The sequence below is a fragment of the Reyranella sp. genome (assembly GCF_965249915.1).
Taxonomy (GTDB): Bacteria; Pseudomonadota; Alphaproteobacteria; order Reyranellales; family Reyranellaceae; genus Reyranella.
Window position 1 is genome coordinate 1085947 of record NZ_OZ252257.1, and the last position, 22239, is coordinate 1108185.

A 22239-nucleotide genomic window follows, 5' to 3' on the forward strand; every position below is an offset into this window, starting at 1 on the left:
CCAGTGCAGTGGCACGAGATGGCGTCTGTACACGCCAGGAGAGTCGAAGATGCCAATCGAAGAGCTGGATGCCATCGACCGGCGCATCCTGGCCGTGCTCCAGGCCGACGGACGGCTGAGCAATGTCGATCTCGCCGAGAAGGTGGGCCTGTCGCCATCGCCCTGCCTGCGCCGCGTCAACCGGCTGGAGCGCGAGGGCTATGTCGAGGGCTATCGCGCGATGCTCGGCCGCAAGCGCATCGGGCTGGGCCTCACCGTGTTCGTCGGCGTGAAGATCGAGGGCCATGCCGACGATCGCGCCACGACCTTCGAGGAGGAGGCCGTCGGCTGTCCGGAAGTCGTCGCCTGCCATATGGTCGCCGGCGACGCCGACTATCTGCTCGAAGTGACGGTGCCCGACCTCGATGCCTATCAGCGCTTCCTGGTGGGCAAGCTGCTCAACCTGCCGCTGGTGCGCGAGGTGAAGAGCACCATCGCGATCCAGACCCTGAAGGCCGGCGCGGTGCTGCCGCTGGGGCACCTGAAGCCGTAATGTTTCCTCGCCTCGCCCTTACCCATCTACCTCACCCTGAGGAGCATCGCGCAGCGATGCGTCTCGAAGGGTGGGCACGCGCACCTTGCCTGTTGCCCATCCTTCGAGACGCCGCGCAAGGCGCGGCTCCTCAGGATGAGGTCAGTGCTTGAATCGATTCAATTCATTTCGGGCCGGACTCTGAGGAGGCTGCATCGCGGCCGTCTCGAAGGGTGGGCAACAGCGTGGTGCTCGTGCCCATGCTTCGAGACGTGCCGCTTCGCGGCGCTCCTCAGCATGAGGTCAAGGGATGACGCTTGGCGCGTCGTTACTCTGCCGCGCGCACACTCTGCGGGGCAGCCGGCGCCGTGGGCGCGATGCCCTTCATCGTGCCACCGTAGCGGTCGGTGAAGGCGGTGGTGTCGATCTCCGCCAGGTCGATGTCGCGGTTGAGAACGCGCTCCTTCCACTTCAGCAGTTCGGGATGGGCGCCCTGGAACTCGGGCATCACTTCCTTGGCGAACAGCTCCAGAGATTCACAGATGTCCTCGTGGCGGTTCTTGCCGGCCTGGTTCAACAGAACGACCTGGTCGATGTTCGACTCCTGGAACTTCTTCAGCTTGCGCCGGATGGTGTCGGGCGAGCCGATCAGGCCGCCGCGCAGCGAGGCCGCATGCTGCTCCGGGTTGGCCTTCTTCCACTTCTCGTACTCTTCCCACATGTTGACCGTGCCGGCGGCCGGCCGGCGCCGGTCGGCCGACTGGCCGTAGAAGCGCAACGCGAACTGGAAGAACGTGTCGCCGTCGGCGCGGGCGCGCGCCTCCTCGTCGGTCTTGGCGCACATGAAGAAGCTGACCAGCGCGATGTTGGGGTTGGTCTTGTAGTCGGCGAGCTTCTTCTGCCGCTTCACGAAGGCGTTGTAGTAGGCATGCACCCAGGCATGCGCGGCATCGGCCGAGACGAACTGGAAGCCGAGTGCCCCCATGCCCCATTCGCCGGCCTTGGTCAGCGTCTGGAGCTGCGAGCAGGCGACCCAGAGCGGCGGGTGCGGCTTCTGCAAGGGCTTCGGCACGACCATGCGCAGCGGGATGTTCCAGACCTTGCCCGCATGCTCGCTGGGCCCGTCCTTGAACATCGGCATGATGGCGCGGACCGCTTCCTCGAAGATCTCGCGCTTGTTCTCCATGGTGACGCCGAAGGGCTCGAGCTCGGTGATCGAGGCGCTCTCGCCCATGCCGAACTCGCAGCGCCCGTTCGACAGCAGGTCGAGCGTCGCCACGCGCTCGGCGACCCGCGTCGGGTGGTTGGTCGTCACCTGGAAGATGCCGTGGCCGAGCCGGATGTTCTTCGTCCGCTGGCTCGCCGCCGCGAGGAAGGACTCAGGCGAGGGCGAGTGGGAATACTCTTCGAGGAAGTGATGCTCGACCTGCCACGCATGGTCGTAGCCCAGCCGGTCCGCCAGCTCGACCTGGTCGAGCGCGTTCTGATAGAGCCGATGCTCGTCGCCGGGCGCCCACGGCCGGGGCAGCTGCAGCTCGTAGAAGATGCCGAATTTCATGGCGTTCCCTCCTTTTGGAGAGAGCATGACGGACAATGGACCCGCCGCAAGAGGGCCGGCCTCTTATTTCGCTCCATGAAGCGACATCGGCGCGGTCGTGGATTAGAAGCGCGGCATGACCAGCAAGATGATCACGCTCGCCGTCACCGAGGCCGCCGACCTTCCGGCCTTCAAGAAGGAGTTGCAGGAAGCGTTCGCCGTGGCCGTCGTCGAGGAATTCGGCGCGCTGCCGGATGGTCCGATCCCCTCGGACGAAGACCTCGACGCCTCGATGGCCGCACCCGGCGCCGTCACCCTGCGCATTCTCTCCGAAGGCCGCAAAGTCGGCGGTGCGGTCGTCAGCATCGACGAAGCCACGCACCGCAACTCACTGGACCTCTTCTTCATCTCGCTCGGCGGTCATGGAAGGGGCATCGGGCATGCGGCCTGGCAGGCCATCGAGGAGAGGTATCCGAAGACCCTCGTGTGGCAGACGCACACGCCTTACTTCGAGAAGCGCAACATCCACTTCTACGTCAACAAATGCGGCTTCAGGATCGTCGAGTTCTTCAACCGGCATCACCCGGACGCGCATCGACCGACCCCAGACGACCTGCCCGGCGACGGGGAGGCCTTCCGCTTCGAGAAGGTGATGCGCTAGGGCGGACGGCCCGGCGCAGGGGGCTCAACAGGCTGTTGGAACAGGTTTCTACAGGCACCGGCGGGCAATATCGGCCCGCCGACGGTATCAGGATACCGGTCTAGGGGGTGCGACACTCATTTCGAATGATTCGTTTATTGCGGTTATTTCGTTTATGGGCCGCGACGCCCCCTTAAAATAGCCCGATAGTCGCAATTTCAACGCATGATACGTAATATCGTTCGGCCGCGGTACAGCTCGTGATCAGAGACTTCCCGAAGCCCTCGTCCTGGTGCTCAAGGAACGCGCCGCCGCCAACGCCCGCAGCGCCGAGGCCGAGCACCGCCTGATCCTCGAAGAGGCCCTGCGTGGCGGTCGTGACGAGTTCGGCCAGCGCGCCGCGCGCCTCCGCGCCCCGATCGCCGGCAGGATAGAGGGCGAATCGGCCGACCTCATCCGCGATGATCGTGATCCCTGATGACGATCGTCTTCAATGCCTTGATCGCGCCGAAAAGGCATGAGGAGTCGGAAGCGACGCGGCGGAAAAACCGCCGGAAGAATGCCTTGTAGTTCTGATTGCTCCACGCCTACACGTTCTGGGACGCCTAGCGGCCGACTTTCTCCAATATCTCTCTTCAAGCCTAGTGTGGGGTATCTACTATCGGTATTTAGAGAAGCAAGGCCACAACGACACAGATGACCTGCCTTGGCATTCGGCGAAGTTGACTTGGCCAGCTCTATTTTTCTTTTGTATAAAATTGATACTAATAGTTTTGGCTTATAGCTTCCTCTTGGCTGCTCTCTTTAAACGTTTAGTTTAAAGGGGAAGATAAGCACAGTTTAGTTACTCCGCAGCCGCCTTCATCGCCTCCGGATTGCGCCACTGGTGGAGCAGGTCGGCTTCCTTCTTCTTGGCCTTCTCCAGGTGCGCGTCCTTCACGTGGCCGTAGCCGCGGATGTCGTCGGGGATGGAGGCGAGCTTGATCGCGAGCGGGTGGTTCTGCGCGGATAAGCTCACCAGCAGTTCGTCGATCAGCGCCTCGTACTCGGCGATCAGGCGGCGCTCGGTCTTGCGTTCCTCGGTGTAGCCGAACACGTCGAACCTGGTGCCGCGCAGGCCCTTGAGCTTCGCCAGCATGCGGAAGGCCGGGAGCATCCAGGCGCCGAACTCCTGCTTGATGAGCTGGCCGGTCTGCGGGTCGCGGCTGGAGAAGAGCGGCGGGGCGAGGTGGAACTTGAGCTTGTAGTCGCCGTCGAACTGCCGGCTGAGGCCGGCCTGGAAGGCGGCCTCGCTGTAGAGGCGGGCAACCTCGTACTCGTCCTTGTAGGACAGGAGCTTCGCGTAATAGAGCGCGACGGCCTCGGCGAGACCGGTCTGGCCGATCTTCTGTTCAGTGGCGCGCACCTTGTCGACCAGCGCCTTGTAGCGCTGGGCAAGGGCTGCGTTCTGGTAGCCGGTCAGGTGCTTCGTGCGCGAGGCCACGATCTCGTCGAGCGTCTTGGGCTGGCTGCGCGTGAAGGCCACGACGTTGGCCTTGGTCGTCTTGGGCGCCACCAGCTTTTCGACGGCGGCGCGGTCGGCGGCGGCGCGGCGGCCCCAGCGGAAGGCCGCCAGGTTCATCGGCACGGCAGCGCCGTTCAGTTCGATGGCGCGCTCGATGGTTTCGTGGGCGAGGGGGATCAGGCCCTTCTGGTAGGCGTAGCCCAGCACGAACATGTTGGTGGCGATCGAATCGCCCATCAGCGCGGTGGCGATGCCGGTGGCGTCGAGGAAGTCGACTCCGTCGGCGCCGGCCGCGGCCTCGACCGAAAGCTTCAACGTGTTGGCCGGGAAGGCGAGGTCGGGATGGCGCGTGAACTCGCCGGTGATGGTCTCGTGCGTGTTGACGACGGCGCGCGAGACGCCGGGCTCCAGGGCTGCCAGCGCGTTGGGGCTGGCGCTGACGACCAGGTCGCAACCCAGCAGCACGTTGGCGCCGCCGGCGGCCAGGCGCACGGCGTGCAGCGCCTCAGGCGTGGCGCCGATACGGACATGGCTGATCACCGCGCCGCCCTTCTGCGCCATGCCGAGCTGGTCGAGCACGGTCGCGCCCTTGCCCTCGATATGGGCGGCCATGCCCATGATGGCGCCGATGGTGACGACACCGGTGCCGCCGATGCCGGTGATGAGGACGCCGTAGGGCTTGTCCTCGACCGACGGCAGCGTCGGCGCGGCCGGCATCTCCGGCTCCGGCGCGGCGGCGCCGTCGGTCTTCTTCGCGGTCACCGCCTTGCCCTTCTTCAGCGTGCCGCCCTCGACGCTCACGAAGGACGGGCAGAAGCCGTTCTGGCAGGAGAAGTCCTTGTTGCAGGACGACTGGTCGATGGCGCGCTTGCGGCCAAATTCGGTCTCGACCGGCACGACCGAGAGGCAGTTCGACTTCACGGAGCAGTCGCCGCAGCCCTCGCACACCGCCTCGTTGATGAAGAGGCGCTTGTTGGGATCGGGGAAGGTGCCGCGCTTGCGGCGGCGGCGCTTCTCGGCGGCGCAGGTCTGGTCGTAGATGAGGACCGAGACGCCCTTGACCTCGCGCAGCTCGCGCTGGACCTCGTCGAGCTGGTCGCGGTGGTGGAAGGTGACGTGCGGCGCCCATTCGGTGCCGAGCGGGTACTTGTCCGGCTCGTCGCTCACCAGCGCGATGCGGCGGACGCCCTCGGCATAAACCTGCTGGCTGATCGTCCAGGGATGGACGTTGCCGTCGTGCGGCTGGCCGCCGGTCATGGCGACGGCGTCGTTGTAGAGGATCTTGTAGGTGATGGTGGTGTTGGTCGCGACCGCGTGACGGATCGCGAGATAGCCGGAATGGAAGTAGGTGCCGTCGCCCAGGTTCTGGAAGACGTGCGGCATGTCGGTGAAGTGGCTGGCGCCGACCCACGGCACGCCCTCGGCGCCCATGTGGGTGAAGGTCTTGGTGTTGCGCTCCATGCCGATGGCCAGCGTATGGCAGCCGATGCCGGCCATCGCCATCGAGCCGTCGGGCACCTTGGTCGAGCTGTTGTGCGGGCAGCCGGAGCAGAAATAGGGGACGCGGGCGAGGCCGGCCTCGTTGCGCACCTGGCGGCCGGCACGGCGCTTCAGCGCCTCGAAGCGCTCCTTCGTGCGGCTGCTGAACGAATCGAGGCCGAAGCGGGCGACGATGGCCGAGGCGATCTCGAAGGGCGTGAGCTCGCCGTCGGTCTTGAGCAGCATCTGGCCGCGCTCGTCGGTCTTGCCGACCACGACGGGGCGGCGGTCGGCCGGGGCGTTGAACAGCGCCTCCTTGAGCTGCTGCTCGATCAGGTTGCGCTTCTCCTCGATGACGAGGATCTCGCGCTTGCCGGCGGCGAAGGCGATGGCGCCCTCGGTCTCCAGCGGCCAGACCATGCCGACCTTGTAGATGGCGAGGCCCAGGCGCTCGGCCTCTTCGTCCTCGATCCCCAACTCGTCCAGCGCCTGGCGCACGTCGAGATAGGATTTGCCGACGGTGACGATGCCGAAGCGGGCGTCGGGCCGGCCCAGCATCAGCCGGTCGAGCTTGTTGGCGCGCCAGTAGGCCAGCGCGGCCGGCTGCTTGACGGTGACGACGCGACGCTCCTGGCCCAGCCAGTCGTCGGGCCAGCGGATGTGCACGCCGTCGGGCGGCAGCACGAAATCGGTGGGGGTGTGGATCTCGACCCGGTGCGGGTCGATGTAGACCGAGGCGGAGCTGTCGACCGTCTCGCTGAGCACCTTGAAGGCGACCCACAGGCCCGAATAGCGCGACATCGCGAAGGCGTGCAGGCCCCAGTCGAGATATTCCTGGACGCCGGCCGGGTGGATGACCGGCATGCCGGCCGACATGAAGGCGGGCTCGCTCTGGTGGGCGACGGTCGAGGATTTCGCCATGTGGTCGTCGCCCGCGAGGGCCACGACGCCGCCATGCTTCGAGGTGCCGGCATAGTTGGCGTGCTTGAACACGTCGCCCGAGCGGTCGACGCCGGGGCCCTTGCCGTACCACATGCCGAACACGCCGTCGTAGCGCGCGCCGGGATAGAGGTGGATCTGCTGGGTGCCCCACAGGGCGGTGGCGGCCAGGTCCTCGTTGGTCCCGGGCTGGAACTCGATATGGCTCTTCTTGATGAACTTCTTGGCCTGCCACAGGGCCTGGTCGAAGCCGCCCAGCGGCGAGCCGCGATAGCCGGAAATGTAGCCGCCGGTGTTCAGGCCCGCGGCGAGGTCGCGCTGGCGCTGCATCATGGGCAGGCGCACCAGCGCCTGAGTGCCGGTCAGATATACGCGTCCGCGTTCGAGAACGTACTTGTCGTCTAGGGTTACCGCGAGGGGCATGGCAACCTCCCTGACATTTCAATATGGGCACGGTAGCGACGTTTGCACGCGGCAGGCAATGCGGAACGTCGCCGGCGCGAAAAAACGACGTTTTACATCCGCCTTTGCCGGGCGGACCGGGGGCGGCGTTTCACGGCGTCTCGTTTACGTGAAATGTTGTAAGCGTCCGCGGCGTCGCGAGAGGTCCTGCACTGCGTTCCAGGGCGGGGGTATCCCGCCCGCGATGACAATCTTGCTCGGATGGGCGCGGTGCGCCGATCAGGCAAACGGCGTCATCCCGAACGTAAGCGAGGGACCTTAGACCCCACACGCGACAAGGGAGACAGCATGAGCAAAGGCAGGTTCATCCTCACCGGGGCGCCGGGGGCGGGGAAGACGGCGGTGGTGCGGCAGCTCGAGGCGGACGGTTTCGCCGTGGTCGAGGAGGCGGCGACCGACGTCATTGCGCTCGACCAGGCGAAGGGCATCGCCGAACCCTGGACCGATCCGGGTTTCATCGACCGGATCGCGGCGCTGCAGCGGCAGAGACGGCTGGCGGCGTCGGGCGAGACGCAGTTCCATGACCGGTCGGCCTTTTGCACCGAGGCGCTGGCCGCGTTTCTCGGCCATCCGCCCTCCGATCTGCTGCGTAAGGAAATCGAGGAGCTGAAGCGCGCGGTCTTCTACGACCGCCGCGTCTTCTTCGTGCGGTTGATGGGCTTCATCGAGGCCACGGCGGCGCGGCGGATCGGGCTGGAAGACGCACGGCGCTTCGAGGCGGTTCACGAGCGGACCTATCGGGCGCACGGCTTCGAGCTGGTGCCCGTCGAGCCGGGAAGCGTGCTAGAGCGGGTGGCAGCAATCCGGCGCACTTTCTAGTGCTTCCCCCTGGGCACGAGGTGGGCCCTCTAGGAACGCAGCGGATCGCGCCCCATATCCCGGGTGACGCAAGGAGTGGTGAATGAACGTTGTGCTGGGCGATCTGCCGACCTGGAATTTGGCCGACCTCTATTCGAGCCCGAGCGGGACGGACCTCGCTGCCGACCTGAAGCGCGCCGCCGTTGAGGCGGAGGCCTTCGCCAAGGATTACGAGGGCAGGATCGTCGGGCTCGACGGCAGGGCGCTGGGCGGGGCGATCGTGCGCCTGGAGGCGATGAGCGACCTGCTGGGCCGGATCGGCTCCTACGCCCAGCTCTATTCCGCCCAGGACCTGTCCGATCCGGAGCGCAACCGCTTTTCCCAGGACATTTCCGAGAAGCTGAACGACATCGGCTCGAAGCTCCTGTTCTTCCGGCTGGAGATCAACAAGATCGAGGATGCCGATCTTGCCGAGAAGCTGAAGGCGCCGGAACTGGCCAAGTACGGGCCGTGGCTGCGCGATGCGCGCCTGTTCCGCCCGCACCAGCTCTCCGACGAGCTTGAGAAGTTCCAGCACGACCAGTCGGTGGTCGGCAGCAGCGCCTGGTCGCGCCTGTTCGACGAGACGATCGCGCGGCTGCGCTATCCGTTCGGCAACGAGATGCTGAGCGAGCCGCAGATCCTCGACAAGCTGTCGAACAAGGACGCCGCGGTGCGCAAGGAAGCCGCCAAGTCGTTCGGCAAAGTGCAGGGCGACAATATCGCGATCTTCTCGCTCGTCACCAACACGCTGATCAAGGACAAGGAGATCGACGACCGGTGGCGCAAGTACGCCCGCCCGCAATCGTTCCGCAACCTGGCCAACGTGGTCGAGGACGAGGTGGTCGACGCGCTCGCGGCCTCGGTGAAGGCGGCCTACCCGAAGCTTTCGCACCGCTATTACAAGCTGAAGGCCAAATGGTTCGGCGTCGAGACGATGCCCTACTGGGATCGCAATGCGCCGCTGCCCGAGCATGACGACCGCACGATCCCCTGGCCGGAGGCCGAGAAGATCGTGCTCGATGCCTACAATGCCTTCTCGCCGGAGCTGGCCGATGTCGGTCGGAAATTCTTCGGCACCGGCTGGATCGACGCGCCGGCGCGGCCGGGCAAGTCGCCGGGCGCCTTCGCCCATCCGACGGTGCCGTCGGCGCATCCCTATCTCCTGCTGAACTACCAGGGGAAGGTGCGGGACGTGATGACGCTCGCCCACGAGCTGGGCCATGGCGTGCACCAGGTGCTGGCGGCCAAGCAGGGCCCGCTGATGGCCGACACGCCGCTGACGCTGGCCGAAACCGCGTCGGTGTTCGGCGAGATGCTGACCTTCCAGTCGCTTCTGAAGACCGCGCCCGACAAGGCGACGCGCAAGGCGATGCTGGCCGGCAAGGTCGAGGACATGCTGAACACCGTGGTGCGCCAGATCGCGTTCTACGATTTCGAGTCCCGCATCCACATGGCGCGCCGCGAGGGCGAGCTGACCCCTGATGCGATCGGCGAGATCTGGATGGCGGTGCAGAAGGAGAGCCTCGGCCCGGCCTTCACCTTCGACGACGAGTACAAATACTACTGGTCGTATATCGGCCACTTCATCCACTCGCCGTTCTACGTCTACGCCTATGCGTTCGGCGACTGCCTGGTGAACTCGCTCTATGCCGCCTATCAGGCCAAGCCCGACGGCTTCCAGGAGAAGTATCTCGACATGCTGCGCTCGGGCGGCGTGAAGCGTCACAAGGAGCTGCTGGCGCCGTTCGGCCTCGACGCCTCGGATCCCGCCTTCTGGGACAAGGGCCTCGAGGTCATCTCGGGGTTCATCGATGAACTCGAGAGGCTCTGACGTGGCTTCGGCACCAAAAGACCTCATGCTGAGGAGGCCGCATCGCGGCCGTCTCGAAGCATGGGAACGCGCACCCCTATCTTTGCCCACCCTTCGAGACGCGACCCTCCGGGCCGCTCCTCAGGGTGAGGTGATTTTGTAAGCATCATGGCCTCTGACGAAGGCGATTCCTTCGGCGGGCGGCTCGGGCGCTATGCCCGGGTCGGCACGTCGGTCGGCGGGCTGGCGGTCAAGCTGGCGGGGCAGCGCTATCTCGGCTTCAACCTCGACCGCGACAAGCATGCCGGCGAGCTGAAGGCGGCGCTGGGCGGGCTGAAGGGCCCGCTGATGAAGGCGGCGCAGCTGCTCGCCACCATTCCCGATGCGCTGCCGCCGGAATATGCCCGCGAGCTGGCGCAGTTGCAGGCCAACGCGCCGGCCATGGGCTGGGCCTTCGTGCGCCGCCGCATGGCCGCCGAACTCGGGCCCGACTGGCAGGCCAAGTTCGCCCGCTTCGACAAGGAGGCGTCGTTTGCCGCCTCGCTGGGCCAGGTCCATCGCGCGACGCTGCTGGACGGGCGCGAGGTCGCGGCCAAGCTGCAATATCCCGACATGTCCTCGGCGCTGGAGGCCGACCTCAACCAGCTCAAGCTCGTGTTCGCGATCGGCCATCGCGTCGATCCGGCGATCCGCACCGACGAAATCTACGCCGAGATCACCAGCCGGCTGCGCGAGGAACTCGACTATCGCCGCGAGGCCCGGCACGCGGCGCTCTACCGCCACATGCTGCGCGACGAGCCCCAGGTCCATGTGGCGGGCGTCGTCGCCTCCCATTCGACCGGGCGGCTGCTCACGATGGACTGGCTCAACGGCGAGCCGCTGCTCAACTGGAAGACCCGTTCGCAGGAAGAGCGCGATGCGCTGGCCATCGCCATGTTCCGCGCCTGGTACGTGCCGTTCTATTTCTACGGCGCCATCCACGGCGATCCGCATCTCGGCAACTATTCGGTGAGGCCTGACGGTTCGGTGAACCTGATGGACTTCGGCTGCATCCGCATCTTCCCGCCGCGCTTCGTGCGCGGCTCGATCGAGCTCTATCGCGCGCTGATGACCGACGACGAGGCGCGCGCCGTCGCGGCCTACGAGGATTGGGGTTTTACCGGCCTCAGCAAGGAGATGATCGCGATCCTCAACCGCTGGGCCGCGTTCCTCTACGGGCCGCTGATGGACGACCGTCCGCGGCGCCTCACCGAGGGCATGGCCGACGGCTACGGGCGCGAGATGGCGCAGAACGTGTTCGGCGAGCTGCGCAAGATGGGCGGCGTGCGGCCGCCGCGCGAGTTCGTGTTCATGGACCGCGCCGCCATCGGCCTCGGCTCGGTGTTCATCCATCTCCGCGCCTCGATCAACTGGCACCAGCTCTTCGAAGGGATGATCGACGGCTTCGACGTCGATGCGCTGACAGAGCGGCAGAGCCTCGCGCTGAAAGAGGCCGGACTCGAGGACGCGAGCCCGCCGTGAACGTCCTGGTGACCGGCTCCTCGGGCTGGCTCGGCCAGACCCTGGTGCCCCGGCTCGCGCGCGACGGGCACAAGGTGGTGGGCCTCGATCCTGAACCGAGCGCCACGACGAGCGTGGTGGGTTCCGTGGTCGACCGTGCGCTGGTCCGGCGCGTCGTGCGCGACGAAGGCATCACCGCCATCGTGCATGCCGCCGCGCGCCACAAGCCGCACATCGAGACCCACGACAATTCCGAGTTCGTTGCCGTCAATGTGCAGGGCACGCTGAACCTGCTGGAGGAGGCGGTGGCGCCGGGCTCGCCCGTCGACCGCTTCGTCTTCACCTCGACGACCTCGCTGATGATCTCGCAGGAGATCCGCGACGGGAAGGCGGGCGGGGCGAAGGCGGCGGTGTGGATCGACGAGACGATGACGCCGCTCAAGCCGCGCAACATCTACGGCGTGACCAAGCTGGCGGCGGAAGAGCTGTGCAGACTGTTCAATCACCTGCACAAGCTGCCGGTCCTGGTCCTGCGCACCTCGCGCTTCTTCCCCGAGGAGGACGACATGGCGCATGCGATCAAGCAGTCGGGCGAGAACACCAAGGCGAACGAGTTCCTGTTCCGCCGTCTCAGCGTCGAGGATGCGGCCGAGGCCCATGTCGTGGCGCTGGCCAGGGCGAAGGAGATCGGCTTCGATACCTTCATCGTCTCGGCGCCGACGCCGTTCCGCCGCGAGGATTGCCGCGACCTGATCGCCGATGCGCCCGCGGTCGTGGCGCGCCTCTTTCCCGAGTATCGCGCGCTCTACGAAAAGCGCGGCTGGACGATGTTCGACACGATCGACCGTGTCTACGACGCTGGAAAGGCCACCCGGGTACTGGGTTTCACCTGCCGCACGGGCTTCGCCGAGATCCTCGCGGGCCTGCGGTAGCGGCAACAAATGCGGCTCTCGGGCGTTTCATGGGAATGATGACCCGCATTCTCTCTCCCAAGCGATTCGTGAGCGCTGCGGTGCTTTTGACCGTCGCCGTCGCCCTGTCCGGCTGTGGCGCGGTGGCCTTGCCCGTCCGCGTGACCAGCGCCACGGCAAAGGTCGTGCCCGTAGCGGGCGACGTAGTGGCCTACCCGCTCGACAAGACCGCCGACGCGATCGACTGACGAGACCGCGAATGGCGCGCAGACCGGGCACGACCAGACCGCAGAGTTGTGCGTTTCATCGGTTGCGTCGAGAAGGTCGGGCACCCTGATCGTCATCATGCCGGCAACGGCAGCCGACCTGACCCAGCTCGGCCAGGTCCGCCACGCGCGGACGGTCCGACGCGCCCACCGCCCTCCGGGGCGGCAGGCGTCTTGGATTTTCACCCTCGGATATCGAAGCGCCGACGAGCTCGCGCTTCGATCAGATCGGGAGTGCGAACAGCGGTGCAGCTATTGCGCGGTCTCGCGCGCGGCATGCTGAATGCCGGTTGCCAGGTGCTCGCTGTTGATATGCGCGACCATGTCCTGGAGGCTGCCAGCGAAAAGGACCGGATGTTTGCTGCCGTCCACAGGGTAGACCCACCAGGTGGATTCGCTGCCTTGCGCCGGCTGGAAGCTGGCAGGCGCGGGGTCGGCACGATGCCGTGCTTCTTCGTGAATCGCTGGAACGGGGAATTCTCGAAGAGGCGCCGGAGAGTAGTGTTGGGTGGTCTGCATGATGATCTCCATCGGAGTATTGGATGGTCTGGGAGTTACCTGGACGGGATGTGGCTGGATTTCGGTTTGCGCATGCCGCGCGGTCTACATCGGAAGACGACGGCGGGCATGGAGGGGCCAGGAACAGGAGCGAGCATCATGGCTTGAAGTTGGTGCTGCTGACGCCCAAGCGCAATGAAATGGGCGTGTCGTTCTTTCGGGTCTTGCGAGAGGATGTATCTGTTTAATCGAAACTGGCAGTAACTGTTTCTGATTGAGGCCTACGCGCCAGTTCGCGGGTGGCCGCCGCGGGTTGGTCCGCTGACAGCTTCACCGCCAGGATCCATTTCCGCGCCGGCTCGAGCTTCTGGAACAATCGCATCGGGCGCTTGGCCGCCGCCAGGAAGCACGGCAGGCGAGCTCAGCTTGGACGTTATCTCTGTTGGCCGCACGAACGCGACTGGTCCCACCACCTGGCTTGCGTTCGCAGCGAAGGCGCACGCGTTGTTCGTCATGCGCACTTCGACCTCCAGAAAGATCGTTCCGCCGCCATCCTCTTCGCGAGGGCGGGGGCGCTCTCCGGATGCGGCGCCGTCGCCTATGCGCTCGACGATACCGCCGACGCTATCGACTGAGAAGCCGGCAAACCGTGTGAAGGTCGGAGGCGACCAGGACGCAGAGGGCTTTCATGTCCTGGGTTGCGCTGAGCAAGTCCGGAACCATCACTGTCATCGTACCCGCCGCCGCGGCAGATTTTACACCGTTGTGGGAATCTTCCAGTGCAAGGCATGCGCTCGGGAGGACGCCCAGTCGCGCGGCGGCAGTGAGATACGGGTCGGGCGCGGGTTTCCCGTTCCGATAGTCTCCGCGAGCCACGATCTCCTGAAACCGCCCGCCCAGTCCATGCTGTGCAAGATGGTGGTTCACGGTGGTGTGTGATGACGATGTCGCTATCGCACGCGGCAGGTCCAGTTCGTCGAGCAAGTCGAGAATTTCATTCACACCCGGTTTCAGTCTCAGTCGTGTCTCTGCCAACGCATGGAAATGAACACCCCACCGTTCGAAGAAGGCGTCGAGTGGAAAATCCGGACCGAAATGGTGACGAACACGTGCCCGACCGTCGGGTCCCGTGAGGCCTATCAAGCTGCGGAACAACTCGGGCGTCATCGCATGGGAGAGATCGCGGGCAGCCATGCCCGACGCTTCTTCATGGAGGGCCTCCGTATCGAAGATCAGGCCGTCCATATCGAAGATGACGGCCTGCGGGCGTCGTGGAAGCTTCATCATCCTCGTACTTTCGGCATCATGATGAGGTCCCAGGGACTGGGCACGTCGCCGTGCGGGACCCAGACGAGGGCGGGGGCATTCAGCGCGAACGCCTTGTGGAGGGCGTCTTCCAACTGTCGCGCGTCCAACGCCTTGAACGAGGCGATGCCGAAGGAATCGGCCAGCTTGCCGAAATCCGGATTCTGCAGGTCCGAGGCGATCAGGCGGTTGCCGTAGCGCTCCTGCTGGATGCGCTTCACGTTGCCGAAGGCGCCGTTGTCGAACACCACGACAACCACCGCGATGTTGTGCCGGGCGGCGGTCGCCAGCTCGCCCACCTGGTACATGAAGCCGCCGTCGCCGGCGATCGCCAGCACCTTGCGGTCGGGCATCGCGGCTTTCGCGCCCAGCGCCGTGCCGAATCCCCAGCCGAGATTGTCCTGGTAGCCGGGCGACAGGAACGTGCGCGGCTTCTCGATGGGCAGCGCCACGCGCGAGGCAAAGCCCATCTGCGAGACCTCGTCGACGAAGATGCCGTCCTCGGGCAGCGCGTTGCGAATCGCCTTCAGGAAGGAGAGCTGCGGTTCGAGCTTCGACAGCCGGCCTGCGAACCAGGCGCGATGGCCGTTCAGCTCCTCGGCGCGCGAGGGGCGCTTGCGATTGTGGCGGGCGAGGGCGGCGATCAGCGCCCGAAGCTGCGGGGCGGCGTCGCCGACCAGCGCGGCATCGGGCTTGCGGAAACGCTCGGGCTCGTCGGGATCGATATCGACCCGCACCACCTTCAGCCTGTCATCGATGCCCCAATTGCCGTTCTGGATGAAGAAGCGGGTGCCGACCGCCAGCACGGCGTCGGCGTCCTTCCACAGGCGATGGCCGATCGGCATGTCGACGGCGAGCCGGTGCGAGGAGGGGACGATGCCGCGGCCGCGGCGGTAGGAGCTGACCGGCGCCTCGAGCATCTCGGCCAGCCTGATGATCTCCGCGGACGCATCCATGGCGCCACCGCCCAGCACGATGATCGGGCGCTCGGCCTGACCGAGTATCCTTGCCGCCGTCTCGATGGCCTCGTCGTCGATCGTCTCGGGCGGCAGGGGCAGCGGCGCGTCGGGGATCACCACCTCGCTGCGCCTGGCCCAGGTATCGAGGGCGCATTCCAGCGCGACCGGGCGCGGCCGGCCCGAGGTGGCGTGCCAGATCGCCTGGCTCACCAGGGTCGGCGCCTCCTGCGGGCTGCGGATGCGCTCGGCCCATTTGGTGATGTGGCGCATCAGGCCCAGCTGATCGTGGATCTCGTGCAGGTGGCCGTGGCCCTTGTCGATGTCGGCCTGCGGGATCTGGCCGATCAGGCCCACCACCGGCGCGTTCATGCCATAGGCCGTGAGCAAAGCGGCGCCGGCATTGAGCAGGCCGGGACCGGGCACGACCCCGAAGGCCTGCGGCTTGCCGGTCGCCAGCGCCGCGCCCAGCGCCATGTAGGCCGCCGTCTGCTCATGGCGCGGATGGATGACCCGCAGCCGGTCCGAAGCATGATAGAAGGCGTCGAACAGCGGATCCTGGTGCAGGCCGGGCAGGGCATAGACCGTGTCGAGACCGTGCAGCAGGAGGGTTTCGACCGTGGCTTCGGCGGTGCTGAGGCGGGGCATGCTTGGCTCTCTGCGGAGGGTGACGATCGGATGTCGGGAGTGTGATCAAGGCGATGACATGCGGTTGATGTTGTACGCGGTGCTCGCGCTCGGCGCGATGGCCCTCCTGATCTCTCTGCTGTCATGGGCTGCCGAGCGCCGCCTCGAAACCCTGGCCGCAGCGTACATCACCGACGATCCGGCGAGGCTGCCCGACGTGCCGGTGGCGCTCGTGCTGGGGGCCGCGCCGATCGGTCCGGAGGGCGGGCCCAACCGCTACTTCGTCTACAGGCTCGATGCCGCGGCCGCGCTCTACAAGGCCGGCAAGGTGAAGTACCTGCTGGTGAGCGGCGACAACAGCCGTCCCGACTATGACGAGCCGACGGCGATGCGCGAGGGCTTGATCAACCGCGGCGTGCCGGCCGAGGCGATCTATCGCGACTTCGCGGGCTTCCGCACCCTGGACTCGATCCTGCGGGCGGAATCGGTCTTCGGCCAGACGCGCATGATCATCGTGTCCCAGCGCTTCCACCTCTCCCGCGCGATCTTCCTCGCGCGCGAGCAGGGCATCGAGGCCTGGGGCTTCGAGGCGCAGGACGTGACGCGGGCCTACAGCCTCATGACCGAGCTGCGGCGCTATCCGTCGGCCCTGCGCGCCTATGTCGACGTCTGGTTCGACACACCGCCGAAATACACGGGCGCGCGCATCGACATCGGCAGAGATCCGCCGAATTGATGTCCTACGACAGTGAAGCAACCATGCTTGACGTCGAGAAACGACCTCACCCTGAAGAGCATCGCGCAGCGATGCGTCTCGAAGGGGGGAACGCGCACCTTGCCTGTTGCCCATCCTCCGAGACGGCCCTTCGGGCCTCCTAGGATGAGGCTGTAGGGCAACGGCACCTAGACGCGCTAGCGCGGCTTTGGCGCGTCCTTCGAGTTGGCCCAGTCGCGCAGCTCGGGCACCGGGGAAACCACCGGCTTTCCTGCGAAATGGTTGTCGAGGTTGCGGCAGACGAGGTCGGTCATGCGGCGCTGGGCGTGTTGCGTGCCGCCGCCGAAATGCGGCGTCATCACGAGCTTGTCGAGTTCCAGAAGCTCGGTGCCGGTGTAGGGCTCCTCGTCGAACACGTCGAGCGCCGCACCTTCGATGACGTCGTTGCGCAGCGCCTCGGCCAGGGCCGCCTCGTCGACCGCCCAGCCGCGCGAGATGTTGACCACATGGCCGCGCGGCCCCAGCGCCTTCAGCACCTCGGCATTGATGATGTGCCGGTTGGAGGCATCCGAGCGCAGGCAGACGATCAGGTAGTCGCACCAGGTGGCGAGCGCCATCACGTTCGGGAAATACGGGAAGTCGACGTCGCTGCGCCTGCTGCGGTTGCAGTAGCCGATCTCGACATCGAACCCCTTGAGACGCCGGGCGACCTCCAGGCCGATGGCCCCCAGGCCCAGGATGCCCACCCTGCCGCCGGTCAGGCCGGCGATGGCGCCGAAGCGGTTGGGAATGCGCTGTTTCCACTCGCCGCGACGGATCATCTTGTCGGCGCGCACCAGGCGGCGGGTCGAGGCGAGGAGAATGCCGACCGCGAGTTCGGCCACGTCGGGCGCGTTGGCGTCGGCGCCGTGCGTGACCATGATGTTGCGCCGCCGCGCCGCTTCGAGATCGACCCGCTCGTAGCCCGTGCCGTAGCAGCAGAACAGGGAGAGTCTCGGCAGGGCCGCCATCATCGCGTCCGAGAGACCGACGCTGCCGGTGCTGACGATCGCCTGGACCCTAGCGGCGGTGCCGGGCGGGATGTCGGCGACGGTGGGCGTGGGATTGTCCATGTGCCCGATGATCTTGCAGCGCTCACTGAACGAGGCGAGCGTCGCCTTTGTGAAATGAAAGCCGGTCAGGATGTGCGGTTGGTCAGCCATGGTCGAGCCGTAGCATGTGGCGAGCAAGCAGGTAAGCGGGAGGCGTCCACGCGGCGAAAAACCGGCTTGGCAAAGAACGGATCGCTGTGCAAGGTGCAGCGCACGAAGCGTCCCGCCGCGTTCTAACGGATCTGAAGCGCTCCATGAAAATCGCCCCATGAAAATCGCTGTCATCAAAGAACGCAGAGCCCACGAAACCCGTGTGGCCGCCACTCCCGAGACCGTCAAGAAGCTGAAGGCGCTGGGCGCGGAGATCACGATCGAGGCAGGCGCCGGAACGGTCGCCGCCTACACCGATCAGGCCTACAGCGAAGCCGGGGCGACGATCGTGCCGGACGCGGCCTCGGCCCTCGCCGCGGGCGACATCGTCTTCAAGATCCAGCGTCCGATGACGGCGGAGGAAGGGCTCGACGAGCTCGGCCTGCTGCGGCAGGGCCAGACGCTGATGGCGCCGCTCGGGGCGCTGACCAACAAGGAGCTGGTGCAGGCGCTCGCCTCGCGCGGCGTCACGTCTTTCGCACTCGAGCTGATCCCGCGCATCACGCGTGCACAGTCGATGGACATTCTGTCGTCGCAGGCCAACCTGGCGGGCTACAAGGCCGTGCTGGTGGCCGCGAACAACTACGGCCGCATCTTCCCGCAGATGATGACGCCGGGCGGCACCCTGGCGCCGTCGCGCAGCTTCATCATGGGGGTGGGCGTCGCCGGCCTGCAGGCGATCGCCACGGCCCGCCGCCTCGGCTCCGTCGTCACCGCCACCGACGTGCGCCCGGCCACCAAGGAGCAGGTCCAGTCGCTCGGCGCCAAGTTCGTGGCCGTCGAGGACGAGGAATTCAAGGCGGCCGAGACCGCGGGCGGCTACGCCAAGCAGATGAGCGCCGAGTACCAGGCCAAGCAGGCCGCGCTCGTCGCCGACCATATCAAGCTGCAGGACATCGTGATCACCACGGCGCTGATCCCCGGCCGCAAGGCCCCGGTGCTGGTGACCGAGGAGATGGTCAGGACCATGAAGCCCGGCTCGGTGATCGTCGACATGGCGGTCGAGCAGGGGGGCAACTGCCCGCTGTCGGAGTTCGGCAAGGTGGTCGAGAAGTACGGTGTGAAGATCGTCGGTCCGGCCAACCTGCCGGGCGAGCTGGCGACCGACGCCTCGGCGCTGTTCTCGCGCAACCTGCTGAACTTCATCACGCCGATGGTCGACAAGGAGACCAAGGCGCTCACGATCAACCTCGAGGACGAGGTCGTGAAGGGCACGCTGGTCACCCGCGACGGGCAGATCGTGCATCCCTCGCTGACCCAGGCTTAGGAGCGGCTCCATGGACGACAAGATCGCAGGCGAGGCCTCCAAGCTCGCGACCCAGGCGCAGGACGTCGCCGCCCAGCTCAAGGCGCTGGCGCAGCAGATCACCGACGCCGCGGCGGCGGGCCCGGTCGCCATCCCCGACGGCCACATGCCGTTCGTGGCCCTGCTGACCATCTTCGCGTTGTCCTGCTTCGTGGGCTACTACGTGGTCTGGCGGGTGACGCCGGCGCTGCATTCGCCGCTGATGGCCGTCACCAACGCCGTTTCGTCCGTGATCATCGTGGGCGCGCTGCTTGCGGCGGGCCTCAAGGGGCTGGGCGCGGCGCAGCTCTTCGGTTTCATCGCCGTGGCGCTGGCCGCGGTGAACATCTTCGGCGGGTTCATCGTCACGCACCGCATGCTGTCGATGTTCAAGAAGAAACCGGTAAAGAAGTAGTCGGCGGGAGCAAGGGATGTTCACCCAGGAACTGGCCGCCTACGGCTATCTGATTGCCGCCATCTGCTTCATCATGGCGTTGCGCGGCCTGTCCTCGCCCACGACCTCGCGGCAGGGCAACCTGTTCGGCATCGTCGGCATGGTGGTCGCCATCGGCGTCACCGTCCTGTCGCCCGGCGTCCTCTCGCCCTGGCTGATCCTGGCCGGCCTGGTGATCGGCGGTGCGATCGGCACTTTCGTGGCGCTGCGCATCCAGATGACCGCCTTGCCGCAGCTGGTGGCGGCCTTCCATTCGCTCGTCGGTCTCGCCGCGGTCTTCGTGGCCGCCGCCGCGTTCCTCTCCCCCGAGGCCTTCGGGATCGGCCTGCCCGGCAAGATCAAGGCGCAGAGCCTGATCGAGATGGGGCTGGGCACCGCCATCGGCGCCATCACCTTCACCGGCTCGGTCGTGGCCTTCGCCAAGCTGCAGGGCCTGGTTTCGGGGTCGCCGCTGATCTTCAAGGGCCAGCATCCGCTGAATGCACTGCTGGGCATCGCGCTGGTCGTGCTGCTGGTCTGGTTCGCCATGCGCGGCCACACCTCGACCTTCGTCCTGCTGGTCGTGCTGTCGCTGGCGCTGGGCTTCCTGCTGATCCTGCCGATCGGCGGCGCCGACATGCCGGTCGTGGTGTCGATGCTCAACTCCTACTCGGGATGGGCGGCCGCGGGCATCGGCTTCACCCTGGGCAACACCGCGCTGATCGTCACCGGCGCGCTGGTCGGCTCCTCGGGCGCGATCCTGAGCTACATCATGTGCAAGGGCATGAACCGCTCGATCTTCAACGTGATCCTGGGCGGCTTCGGCACCGACAGCGCGGCGGCCGGCGGGCCGGCGGTGAAGAACGACAAGCCGGTCAAGGCGGGTTCGGCCGAGGATGCGGCCTTCCTGATGAAGAATGCGCAGTCGGTCATCATCGTGCCCGGCTACGGCATGGCGGTGGCGCAGGCCCAGCACGCGCTGCGCGAGATGGCCGACCTCCTGAAGAAGGAAGGCGTGCAGGTGCGCTACGCCATCCATCCGGTGGCCGGCCGCATGCCCGGCCACATGAACGTGCTGCTGGCCGAGGCCAACGTGCCCTACGACGAGGTCTTCGAGCTCGACGATATCAACCGCGACTTCGCCTCGACCGACGTGGCCTTCGTGATCGGCGCCAACGACGTCACCAACCCGGCCGCTAAGACCGACCCCAAGAGCGCGATCTACGGCATGCCGATCCTCGACGTCGAGAAGGCGCAGACCGTGCTGTTCGTGAAGCGCGGCATGTCGTCGGGCTATGCCGGCGTCGACAACGAACTGTTCTTCCGCGACAACACCATGATGCTCTTCGCCGACGCCAAGGTGATGTGCGAGAACATCGTGAAGTCGCTCGAGGGCTCCGCGCATTAGCGAACCGGCGCAAGCCGCCGTAACGCCGGGGGAAGGGGCCAAGCCTTCCCCGTCCGAGACAATAACCATTCATCAGAAGATGCCGTTCGGCTCGCGGTTCGTGAGCGGGACGATGGCCATCGCGATGGCCATCGGGTTCGCGGCACTTGGCTGGTGGCTGTGGCATTCGTTCGTCCCGACGCACCCGGTGGCGGCCTATGTCTACGGCTTCATTGTCGTCGCGATGGGCGCGTTGGGTCTTTGTCTCGCCGTCAGGAATCTGATCCGGCCGGTGCCTTTTGCGATCCAGATCTCCGACAAGGGGATCACGGCCTACCGGGGGCGCTCTCCCGATCTCATCCTGTGGTCCGATATCAAAGGGGCTCATGCTGCGCTGGAGGGCGGTCAACGGGTGAGCGTGCCGATAATTGCCTTGGAACTGGTCGATCCTCGATCCTTTTACGCACGGCTGAATGCCGGCAAACCAGCATGGCTGGGGCCGGACACCGGACTGCGCCCCAAATATTATCCGCTCGCGTCCACCGGCCTCGACATGGAGCCGGAGCAGGTGCTGCTGGCTGTCAACGAGTCGATCCGCCGGTGGGGGATCGCCAATCCCGATCCATCGCCCGAAGCGAGCTACACTCCCATGTTCGCTCGTTTGCCGGGGCGAGCGCCGTTCGCGATAGGCTTGGTACTGCTCGTTGCCCTTTTTACCGCACCCTTCGCCCTTCTCAGTCCGCCGCGCTGGGTCGAAGCGGCCGAGAATTGCGAAGTGCGCAATCGGTACGGTGGCAGGGAGTGGAGACGCGCGAAAACGACGACCGTCACGTGGACGGGACCGTGCGTCGATGGCCGCGCTCAAGGTTTGGGTGTTCTCGAATGGTTTCGCGATGGCCGCCTGACGGTGCGTTATTCGGGGCACATGGAAGGAGGCCGAATCACGGGGAACGGGGAATTAAGCGAATCCGGAACCCGGTATGAAGGCATCTGGAAGGATGGCGAACTGCGTGAGGGAGTGGCGACATATTCCGGCGGTCAGCGATACAGCGGCAAATGGGACAGGGGAGATTGGACGAGAGGCGTCCTGACGGCGCCAGGTGGCTACCGCCTGGAAGAGCGCTGGTATCGAAAACAGCTCACGGGCAAAAACATCGCCCGGGGACCGCAAGGACAGTTCGAAGGCAACTGGGCCGATGGCGTTCCTGACGGCACAGGCGTCTTCGTGACGAGCGATGGTCGGCGCTTCGAAGGAAAGTGGCGCAACGGCAGGCCTGAGGATCCGGTTTTGGCGCATCGCCAGGATCAGGAGAGATGGAATTGCCTTTGGGCTATCACTTCGAGGCGATTCGAGGACCGCTTCACGAGTAGCGGTGCAGCAAGATGTTGAAAC

The 22239-nt window shown here is 66.0% G+C and carries 20 protein-coding genes; 14 read left to right on the top strand and 6 right to left on the bottom strand.

The features are described 5' to 3' along the window. The first annotated feature begins 49 nt into the window (after nt 1–49). On the top strand, nt 50–532 hold the full coding sequence (locus ACP15H_RS05445) for an Lrp/AsnC family transcriptional regulator (protein WP_425065193.1): 483 nt from the start codon (nt 50–52) through the stop codon (nt 530–532). 307 nt (nt 533–839) lie between these two features. Here the strand turns inward: ACP15H_RS05445 and ACP15H_RS05450 are convergent, their stop codons facing one another. Then, on the bottom strand, nt 840–2069 hold the full coding sequence (locus tag ACP15H_RS05450; RefSeq protein ID WP_425065194.1) for an LLM class flavin-dependent oxidoreductase: 1230 nt from the start codon (nt 2067–2069) through the stop codon (nt 840–842). Between the two features lie 115 nt (nt 2070–2184). On the opposite strand from ACP15H_RS05450, the gene ACP15H_RS05455 reads away from it, so the two are divergent. After that, on the top strand, nt 2185–2709 hold the full coding sequence (locus ACP15H_RS05455) for a GNAT family N-acetyltransferase (protein ID WP_425065195.1): 525 nt from the start codon (nt 2185–2187) through the stop codon (nt 2707–2709). 214 nt (nt 2710–2923) lie between these two features. After that, nucleotides 2924–3166 (top strand): FitA-like ribbon-helix-helix domain-containing protein, encoded by a 243-nt coding sequence (locus ACP15H_RS05460; RefSeq protein WP_425069860.1) that lies wholly within the window; start codon nt 2924–2926, stop codon nt 3164–3166. A gap of 366 nt (nt 3167–3532) precedes the next feature. On the opposite strand, the gene ACP15H_RS05465 is transcribed toward ACP15H_RS05460, so the two are convergent. Further along, nucleotides 3533–7033 carry an indolepyruvate ferredoxin oxidoreductase family protein gene (locus ACP15H_RS05465; RefSeq protein ID WP_425065196.1) on the bottom strand — a complete coding sequence of 1167 codons (3501 nt, stop codon included), beginning with the start codon at nt 7031–7033 and terminating at the stop codon, nt 3533–3535. 327 nt (nt 7034–7360) lie between these two features. Between ACP15H_RS05465 and ACP15H_RS05470 the strand changes: the two genes are divergently transcribed. From ACP15H_RS05470 to ACP15H_RS05490, 5 genes are all read left to right on the top strand, one after another. After that, nucleotides 7361–7891, top strand: a complete 531-nt coding sequence (locus ACP15H_RS05470; protein ID WP_425065197.1) for an AAA family ATPase — start codon at nt 7361–7363, stop codon at nt 7889–7891. Nucleotides 7892–7973: 82 nt separating this feature from the next. Next, nucleotides 7974–9743 (top strand): M3 family oligoendopeptidase, encoded by a 1770-nt coding sequence (locus tag ACP15H_RS05475; protein ID WP_425065198.1) that lies wholly within the window; start codon nt 7974–7976, stop codon nt 9741–9743. A gap of 147 nt (nt 9744–9890) precedes the next feature. After that, nucleotides 9891–11243, top strand: coding sequence for an ABC1 kinase family protein (locus ACP15H_RS05480; RefSeq protein WP_425065199.1), 1353 nt, complete (start codon nt 9891–9893; stop codon nt 11241–11243). Beyond that, nucleotides 11240–12154 (top strand): NAD-dependent epimerase/dehydratase family protein, encoded by a 915-nt coding sequence (locus tag ACP15H_RS05485; RefSeq protein ID WP_425065200.1) that lies wholly within the window; start codon nt 11240–11242, stop codon nt 12152–12154. Before ACP15H_RS05480 ends, ACP15H_RS05485 begins: the two co-directional genes overlap by 4 nt. Nucleotides 12155–12192: 38 nt before the next feature. Then, nucleotides 12193–12381 carry a DUF6726 family protein gene (locus ACP15H_RS05490; protein WP_425065201.1) on the top strand — a complete coding sequence of 63 codons (189 nt, stop codon included), beginning with the start codon at nt 12193–12195 and terminating at the stop codon, nt 12379–12381. A gap of 270 nt (nt 12382–12651) precedes the next feature. Here the strand turns inward: ACP15H_RS05490 and ACP15H_RS05495 are convergent, their stop codons facing one another. Then, the gene (locus ACP15H_RS05495; protein ID WP_425065202.1) at nt 12652–12930 is read right to left on the bottom strand and encodes a hypothetical protein; all 279 of its coding nucleotides are present in this window, start codon (nt 12928–12930) and stop codon (nt 12652–12654) included. Between the two features lie 266 nt (nt 12931–13196). Here ACP15H_RS05495 and ACP15H_RS05500 point away from each other — a divergent pair, with 266 nt between their 5' ends. Continuing rightward, a complete protein-coding gene (locus ACP15H_RS05500; protein ID WP_425065203.1) occupies nt 13197–13532 on the top strand; it encodes a hypothetical protein in 336 nt (111 codons plus the stop codon). On the opposite strand, the gene ACP15H_RS05505 is transcribed toward ACP15H_RS05500, so the two are convergent. Both ACP15H_RS05505 and ACP15H_RS05510 read right to left on the bottom strand, forming a co-directional pair. After that, nucleotides 13522–14184 (bottom strand): HAD family hydrolase, encoded by a 663-nt coding sequence (locus ACP15H_RS05505; RefSeq protein ID WP_425065204.1) that lies wholly within the window; start codon nt 14182–14184, stop codon nt 13522–13524. The genes ACP15H_RS05500 and ACP15H_RS05505 overlap by 11 nt on opposite strands. Further along, the gene (locus ACP15H_RS05510; RefSeq protein WP_425065205.1) at nt 14181–15806 is read right to left on the bottom strand and encodes a thiamine pyrophosphate-dependent enzyme; all 1626 of its coding nucleotides are present in this window, start codon (nt 15804–15806) and stop codon (nt 14181–14183) included. The genes ACP15H_RS05505 and ACP15H_RS05510 overlap by 4 nt, the downstream gene beginning before the upstream one ends. Before the next feature lie 58 nt (nt 15807–15864). Here ACP15H_RS05510 and ACP15H_RS05515 point away from each other — a divergent pair, with 58 nt between their 5' ends. Beyond that, complete coding sequence (locus ACP15H_RS05515; RefSeq protein WP_425065206.1) at nt 15865–16521, top strand: SanA/YdcF family protein; 657 nt, start codon at nt 15865–15867, stop codon at nt 16519–16521. A gap of 176 nt (nt 16522–16697) precedes the next feature. On the opposite strand, the gene ACP15H_RS05520 is transcribed toward ACP15H_RS05515, so the two are convergent. Continuing rightward, nucleotides 16698–17702: a 2-hydroxyacid dehydrogenase gene (locus ACP15H_RS05520; RefSeq protein ID WP_425065207.1), complete on the bottom strand. Its 1005-nt coding sequence runs from the start codon at nt 17700–17702 to the stop codon at nt 16698–16700. Between the two features lie 157 nt (nt 17703–17859). Here ACP15H_RS05520 and ACP15H_RS05525 point away from each other — a divergent pair, with 157 nt between their 5' ends. The 4 genes from ACP15H_RS05525 (at nt 17860) to ACP15H_RS05540 (ending at nt 22236) form a co-directional block, all read left to right on the top strand. Next, nucleotides 17860–19008, top strand: a complete 1149-nt coding sequence (locus ACP15H_RS05525; RefSeq protein WP_425065208.1) for a Re/Si-specific NAD(P)(+) transhydrogenase subunit alpha — start codon at nt 17860–17862, stop codon at nt 19006–19008. A 10-nt stretch (nt 19009–19018) separates the two neighbouring features. Next, on the top strand, nt 19019–19441 hold the full coding sequence (locus ACP15H_RS05530; RefSeq protein WP_425065209.1) for an NAD(P) transhydrogenase subunit alpha: 423 nt from the start codon (nt 19019–19021) through the stop codon (nt 19439–19441). A 16-nt stretch (nt 19442–19457) separates the two neighbouring features. After that, nucleotides 19458–20867 (top strand): NAD(P)(+) transhydrogenase (Re/Si-specific) subunit beta, encoded by a 1410-nt coding sequence (locus ACP15H_RS05535; RefSeq protein WP_425065210.1) that lies wholly within the window; start codon nt 19458–19460, stop codon nt 20865–20867. 112 nt (nt 20868–20979) lie between these two features. Further along, nucleotides 20980–22236, top strand: coding sequence for a hypothetical protein (locus tag ACP15H_RS05540; RefSeq protein ID WP_425065211.1), 1257 nt, complete (start codon nt 20980–20982; stop codon nt 22234–22236). Nucleotides 22237–22239: the final 3 nt, after the last annotated feature.

Coding starts and splice junctions, on each gene's coding strand:
- ACP15H_RS05475 (WP_425065198.1), top strand. CDS start 7,974: ATGAACGTTGTGCTGGGCGATCTGCCGACCTGGAATTTGGCCGACCTC.
- ACP15H_RS05495 (WP_425065202.1), bottom strand. CDS start 12,930: ATGGAGATCATCATGCAGACCACCCAACACTACTCTCCGGCGCCTCTT.
- ACP15H_RS05470 (WP_425065197.1), top strand. CDS start 7,361: ATGAGCAAAGGCAGGTTCATCCTCACCGGGGCGCCGGGGGCGGGGAAG.
- ACP15H_RS05490 (WP_425065201.1), top strand. CDS start 12,193: ATGACCCGCATTCTCTCTCCCAAGCGATTCGTGAGCGCTGCGGTGCTT.
- ACP15H_RS05445 (WP_425065193.1), top strand. CDS start 50: ATGCCAATCGAAGAGCTGGATGCCATCGACCGGCGCATCCTGGCCGTG.
- ACP15H_RS05505 (WP_425065204.1), bottom strand. CDS start 14,184: ATGATGAAGCTTCCACGACGCCCGCAGGCCGTCATCTTCGATATGGAC.
- ACP15H_RS05480 (WP_425065199.1), top strand. CDS start 9,891: ATGGCCTCTGACGAAGGCGATTCCTTCGGCGGGCGGCTCGGGCGCTAT.
- ACP15H_RS05450 (WP_425065194.1), bottom strand. CDS start 2,069: ATGAAATTCGGCATCTTCTACGAGCTGCAGCTGCCCCGGCCGTGGGCG.
- ACP15H_RS05525 (WP_425065208.1), top strand. CDS start 17,860: ATGAAAATCGCTGTCATCAAAGAACGCAGAGCCCACGAAACCCGTGTG.
- ACP15H_RS05520 (WP_425065207.1), bottom strand. CDS start 17,702: ATGGCTGACCAACCGCACATCCTGACCGGCTTTCATTTCACAAAGGCG.
- ACP15H_RS05530 (WP_425065209.1), top strand. CDS start 19,019: ATGGACGACAAGATCGCAGGCGAGGCCTCCAAGCTCGCGACCCAGGCG.
- ACP15H_RS05535 (WP_425065210.1), top strand. CDS start 19,458: ATGTTCACCCAGGAACTGGCCGCCTACGGCTATCTGATTGCCGCCATC.
- ACP15H_RS05515 (WP_425065206.1), top strand. CDS start 15,865: ATGCGGTTGATGTTGTACGCGGTGCTCGCGCTCGGCGCGATGGCCCTC.
- ACP15H_RS05455 (WP_425065195.1), top strand. CDS start 2,185: ATGACCAGCAAGATGATCACGCTCGCCGTCACCGAGGCCGCCGACCTT.
- ACP15H_RS05540 (WP_425065211.1), top strand. CDS start 20,980: ATGGCCATCGCGATGGCCATCGGGTTCGCGGCACTTGGCTGGTGGCTG.
- ACP15H_RS05465 (WP_425065196.1), bottom strand. CDS start 7,033: ATGCCCCTCGCGGTAACCCTAGACGACAAGTACGTTCTCGAACGCGGA.
- ACP15H_RS05510 (WP_425065205.1), bottom strand. CDS start 15,806: ATGCCCCGCCTCAGCACCGCCGAAGCCACGGTCGAAACCCTCCTGCTG.